This is a genomic window from Acetivibrio sp. (assembly GCF_035371925.1).
Taxonomy (GTDB): domain Bacteria; phylum Bacillota; class Clostridia; order Acetivibrionales; family Acetivibrionaceae; genus Hungateiclostridium.
This window is the reverse complement of the sequence record NZ_DAORXT010000135.1, coordinates 1-5336: the sequence shown is the minus strand read 5'-3', so window position 1 is coordinate 5336 and position 5336 is coordinate 1. Positions and strand designations below refer to the sequence as shown.

General features: G+C 39.9%; 5 protein-coding genes. All 5 read left to right on the top strand.

Going from position 1 to position 5336, the window contains the following annotated elements; translation table 11 throughout:
* Positions 1 to 285 precede the first annotated feature (285 nt).
* The gene (locus tag PLH43_RS12920) at positions 286 to 759 is read left to right on the top strand and encodes a CarD family transcriptional regulator (RefSeq protein ID WP_324363783.1); all 474 of its coding nucleotides are present in this window, start codon (positions 286 to 288) and stop codon (positions 757 to 759) included.
* A gap of 197 nt (positions 760 to 956) precedes the next feature.
* A complete protein-coding gene (ispD, locus tag PLH43_RS12915) occupies positions 957 to 1661 on the top strand; it encodes a 2-C-methyl-D-erythritol 4-phosphate cytidylyltransferase (protein ID WP_324363781.1) in 705 nt (234 codons plus the stop codon).
* A gap of 107 nt (positions 1662 to 1768) precedes the next feature.
* Positions 1769 to 2500 (top strand): ATP-binding cassette domain-containing protein, encoded by a 732-nt coding sequence (locus PLH43_RS12910; protein ID WP_324363779.1) that lies wholly within the window; start codon positions 1769 to 1771, stop codon positions 2498 to 2500.
* A complete protein-coding gene (locus tag PLH43_RS12905) occupies positions 2490 to 3707 on the top strand; it encodes an ABC transporter permease (RefSeq protein WP_324363777.1) in 1218 nt (405 codons plus the stop codon). The genes PLH43_RS12910 and PLH43_RS12905 overlap by 11 nt, the downstream gene beginning before the upstream one ends.
* Positions 3708 to 3940: 233 nt before the next feature.
* Positions 3941 to 5305, top strand: coding sequence for a cache domain-containing protein (locus tag PLH43_RS12900; RefSeq protein WP_324363775.1), 1365 nt, complete (start codon positions 3941 to 3943; stop codon positions 5303 to 5305).
* The last annotated feature ends 31 nt before the right edge of the window (positions 5306 to 5336 follow it).

The window sequence follows — 5336 nt, the reverse complement described above, 5'->3', positions numbered from 1 at the left end:
TAAAACAGGGTTCTGTAAGATTTTGTAAGGCAATTAAACTTGCAATTTAAAATTTCATTGTATGACAAAAAATGTTGTTGACACAGATGCTATAGCGTGCTACAATAAAATATTTTGACAATAAAATGAGTTTGTAGTATACTAAATATATGGGGATATGCCATCCTGAATGATTTCATTGCTCTTGTTTTTTTACATCAAAACACTACAAATGAAGACAAGATAAGAAATATATATTAGAGATTCCAATAGTATTTTGTTTTTTGTTTTAATGGAGGAGTGTATATGTACAATATTGGTGACAAAATTGTGTACCCTATGCATGGTGCGGGAGTAATAGAATCTATTGAAGAGAAAGAAATTTTAGGAAACAAGCAAAGTTATTATGTTGTAAAAATTCCCATCGGTGAAATGAAGGTAATGATACCGACTCAAAATGTCGATGGTATTGGTATAAGGGAAGTTATAAGCGAAGAGGACGCCGAGAAGGTTTTTCTGATACTTAAAAATAAAACTCTTCCATCAAATGCAAACTGGAACAAGCGATACAGGGAAAACATGGGCAAGATTAAAAGCGGCAATATTTATGAAGTGGCCGATGTCGTTCGCTGCCTGATGCTGAGGGACAAGGAAAAAGGGCTTTCTACCGGCGAAAAGAAAATGCTACATAGTGCAAAACAAATACTTATCAGCGAATTGGTGCTGGCGAAAAATATGAATGCAATGGAGATTGAGGGCATCATTAATAAATTTATATAGTTTTAAACGAGATTCTTCTAAACTCTTGGTAAAGCTGTCTTGTACAGCTTTATTTTTTTGTTTGCAACCAAGCTGCCATACTGTGTATGAAGCTTTTTTGCACATTTTTGCCTTGATTTTTTTCATAATTATTATAATTGAAAGAATAATATGATATAATTTTAAAAAATTAGAACATCTTCCGGGAGAGTTTGGTAATGAAAAAGGATAAAAAGATTCGGGTTAGCGCGGTTGTTGTGGCAGCGGGAAAAGGAACCCGTATGAACATGGATGTCAACAAGCAGTATATCAACGTGGGCGGAATACCGCTTCTTGCAAGAACCCTTAAGGTTTTTGAAGACTGTTTTTTGATAGATGAGGTGGTTTTGGTAGTCGGCAATAGCGATATGTTTTACTGCAAAGAGAATGTTGTAGAGGCTTATAACTTGAAAAAGGTAAAGATGCTGGTGGCAGGCGGAGCCCAAAGACAGGATTCCGTGTATAACGGTCTTCTTCAGGTAAGCGTTGAATCTGATATTGTGGTTATACATGACGGGGCAAGGCCGTTTATAAACGAGGAAATTATCGAAAACTGCATTGAGGCAGCCGAAGAGTTTGGAGCTTCTACGGCGGCAGTACCTGTCAAGGATACGATAAAGTCGGCGGATAGCGGGGGATTTGTAAAGGAGACTCTGGAAAGGAGCACCCTTTGGGCTATTCAGACGCCCCAGGCCTTTTTAAAGGATGTAATAATGAAGGCTCACAAAAAAGCAGCCGATGACGGGTTTTACGGTACTGACGACACCGTTCTTGTGGAGAGAATGGGAATACGCACCAGGCTGGTTATGGGAAGCTACAACAACATAAAAATAACCACCAGGGAAGATTTGACATTTGCCGAGGCGCTAATATCGGGAGAATAGATGCAACAAGATTAGAATTCAAAGGAAAATCTTCTTTTAGCAGAAGGATTAAAAATAAAGAAAAAATGGAAGATTACGGATAACAAAGAAAGGCAAGGGTTGTTTGCATGATCAGTATACAGTCTTTATCCAAACAGTTTGGCAATATTGCGGCAGTCAGCGATATCAGCTTTGAAGTAAAAAAGGGTGAAGTGTTTGGCTTGCTAGGAGAAAATGGAGCCGGAAAAACAACGACACTAAGAATGCTTGCGACCATGCTGAAGCCCACTTCCGGTACTGCGACAATGGCGGGCTGGGATATTGTGAAAGAACCTCAGAAAGTAAGGAGCAGCATTGGGATTCTTTTTGGCGGAGAAACAGGGCTTTACGACAGGTTGACATGCGAAGAAAACATTGCATATTTCGGCGAATTGAACGATATGAGCAGGACTCAAATAAAAGAGAGGATTAGGGAGCTTGCAAAGGTCTTCAACATGGAGGAATATTTGACAAGAAAAGCAGGAAAGCTCTCGAAAGGAATGAAGCAGAAGGTAGCATTTGCCAGGGCAATAGTGCATGACCCGAAAATAATGCTTTTAGATGAGCCTACTTCAGGACTTGATGTCAGTGCAATAAGAGACGTGCATGAATTTATTGCAGCTTGCAGAAAAGAAGGTAAAACAGTGATTTTTTCAAGTCACAGCATGAGTGAGGTTGAAAAACTTTGCGACCGTATTGGCATAATTCACAAGGGAAGGCTTGTAGAGGCCGGTACCCTTGATGAAATAAAATCAAGACATGGCGATGAGAACCTTGAGAATATATTTATCAAATTGGCAGGTGGCAGAAATGAAGGCTAGCAGGCATGTGTGGATTGTATTCAAAAAAGAGGTAAAGGATATTGTAAGGGATAGAAAGACTCTTCTTACCAGTATATTTGTTCCGATGCTGTTGATTCCTTTATTGAGTATGCTTGTTGGGGGAAGTATAGAAAAGCTCAGCAGGGATATAAGCGAAAATGTTACCGTAGCATTGACCCATGAGTCCAACACCGATGAGATTAAGGATATAGTAAAAAATCAGATATTCAGGGACTATCCCAACATAAGCCTTATTGATGTAGATGACCCGATAAAGGCTATTAGCGAATCAAAGGTTAGGGTGGTGTTGGATTTTGAGAAGGATTATGCCACAAAATTCGCCGAAGGCAAACCCTTTGTAATAAAGCTTATATATGACAAGTCCCAAGCAAAGTCGGAGGGAAGCCTTGGTATAATATGGAATGCCATTGAAGATTTTAATAGCATAACGGCAATAAAGAGGCTTGATTCCTTGGGAATAGACCCGGGGATATTGACACCTGTGGTAATTGAGGAAAGCAATATAGCCGATGAGGAAAAGACACGAGGAAGTATTTTGGCAGTGTCCCTTCCCATGATGCTTGTGATTTTGATGGCATCCGGCGGTATTGCTGCGGCTACAGACCTTGTGGCAGGCGAAAAGGAGAGGAATACGTTTGAACCTTTGCTTACCACCAAGCCCAACAGGTCCTCCCTTCTTTTGGGCAAGTATCTGGCCGTAACATTGTTTTCTTTTGTATCGGTTGTTGCCACAATGATAGGCGCAGTTGCAGGCTTTATGATTAACCCGTCTTCCATGGCTATGGGAGTCGGTACTGACATTACCGGGTTTGGCATACCGCCCTTGGCGTTTCTTTTGGTTGTTGTAATTTCAATAACTCTCGGAATGACTTTTTCGGGCCTGCAGATAGCCTTAAGTACCTATGCAAAATCCTTTAAAGAGGCTCAAACCTACATGTCTTTTCTGATGATAATAGTCATGATGCCGGCTTTTGCCACAATGCTTATGCAGCCAAACGACATCCCGGTATATATGTTTCTTGTGCCTGTTATGAATACGTTGTCGGCTTTTAAAATAGTGCTTGGCGGAAGCATCAACTATAGCTATTTGTTAATGGCTCTTGGTTCATCAGCGGTATATGTTGTTATTACCTTGTGGCTTGCAGCCGCGCTGTTTAAAAAAGAGAAGGTGCTGTTTAGAAGCTGAATATTTTAAGCTGCAAAGTTTTAAACATAAATAAGATAGCAGTGAAAGAGGAAAATCCCCGTCTAATGTAGAATTATAAGTTGTGTAGTAAAATGATAGTCATTCAAAATCACTTACAATCCGATTAATATCATATAGCTGTTTTATTGCAAATCAATTTTCATTAAGTATTAAATCAGCGTCTGATGTTTCTGTGTTCCGGATTCTAAATTCTGCATAGGGGGATTATTTCTATGCTTTTTGGACGCAAAAAGGGAACGCCCGAGATTATAGGGGGGCTTGAAAAGGAGAAAATCAGCACAGCATGGAGGCTAAACCTTGGTTTTACAGTAATAGTTGTAATTTCCTTATTTGCGGTAGGCTTAGCTTCCCTTCGCGAGATTTCAAACTCCATGTTAAATTACGCAAAGGCCAGCTCAAGCGAACTTATCAAACAAACATCCAATAACATACAGGTGATTTTGACAAGCTTTGATGAACTGGCGATGACTATGTCAAGAGACAATGCACTGGCAGAGTATGTAGGCATGCACGACAGCATTGAGGATATCAGTTTGAGAGACGAAAACAAAAGAAAGATTGAAGAGATTTTAAACAATTATACAAAAAAGAGGAAGGAAATAGCTAATATTGCTGTCGTATCAAACGGGGGAACTTATATAACATCGGGAGAGATAAAGCCGGATGTTGATGAAAATATAAATGACTTTTATGCGGTAAAAGCGCTTAAAGAAAGCAATAAGCAGTCATTGTGGCTCAATACGTACACATTGGATACTCCCCAACATTCTAAAAATGTACAGGTTTTTTCGATAATAAAGGGAATATATTCTTTCACCAGTCTGAAGAGTCAGGGAATTCTGATTATAAACATTAAAGAAGAGTATCTTTTCAGTCTCATAGCAGATATCAAGCCCAGTGACAACGGAAAAATCTATATAATCGGAAGTGACGGAAATTATGTTTTAAATCCCTATGACAGGCTTAAGAACGGTAAAAAGGCAGATCTTGAATTTATCGAAGATATGCTGGTTGAGAATAAGAATGTGGACATAAAAGAGATAGACGGCGTGGAGTACCTTGTGACTTACAATACTATTCCCGAGATAAAAGGAACCGAGCTTGGATGGATAATAGTTGAAATTACCCCGGTATTGAAGATTAGAACCAGCGTTATCGAAACGGGAATGCGCCTGTTTTTCATAGGTCTTGGATGTGTTGTCTTGGGTTTCGTCCTTATAGGACTGGCAACTGCTTTTTACAACCGGTATCTCAACAGAAGCTATTCGGAAAGACATTCCATTGCATTGGAGAGAGAAAGACTTGCTTCATTGGGGCAGTTAATAGGAGGAATTGCCCATAATTTCAAAACTCCCATAATGTCAATAGCCGGAGGTCTTGAGGCATTAAAGGATCTTATAGACGAGTATGACATTTCCATAGGAGACCCTCAGGTGACCAGTGAGGACCATTATGAAATTGCCGCCGAAATGAGGGATTGGATAGGCAGAATAAAGCCTTACTGCGGGTACATGGCGGACATTATATCCACGGTAAAGGGGCACGTGGAGACGATAACAGTGCTATATAGGAGATAAAGCTTTCATACAGCAGGGGTTGGAGCAAGGG

What these genes read in the sequence shown, in the direction of transcription:
- PLH43_RS12920 (WP_324363783.1), top strand. Translation starts at nt 286, where the DNA reads ATGTACAATATTGGTGACAAAATTGTGTACCCTATGCATGGTGCGGGA.
- PLH43_RS12900 (WP_324363775.1), top strand. Translation starts at nt 3,941, where the DNA reads ATGCTTTTTGGACGCAAAAAGGGAACGCCCGAGATTATAGGGGGGCTT.
- PLH43_RS12905 (WP_324363777.1), top strand. Translation starts at nt 2,490, where the DNA reads ATGAAGGCTAGCAGGCATGTGTGGATTGTATTCAAAAAAGAGGTAAAG.
- ispD (WP_324363781.1), top strand. Translation starts at nt 957, where the DNA reads ATGAAAAAGGATAAAAAGATTCGGGTTAGCGCGGTTGTTGTGGCAGCG.
- PLH43_RS12910 (WP_324363779.1), top strand. Translation starts at nt 1,769, where the DNA reads ATGATCAGTATACAGTCTTTATCCAAACAGTTTGGCAATATTGCGGCA.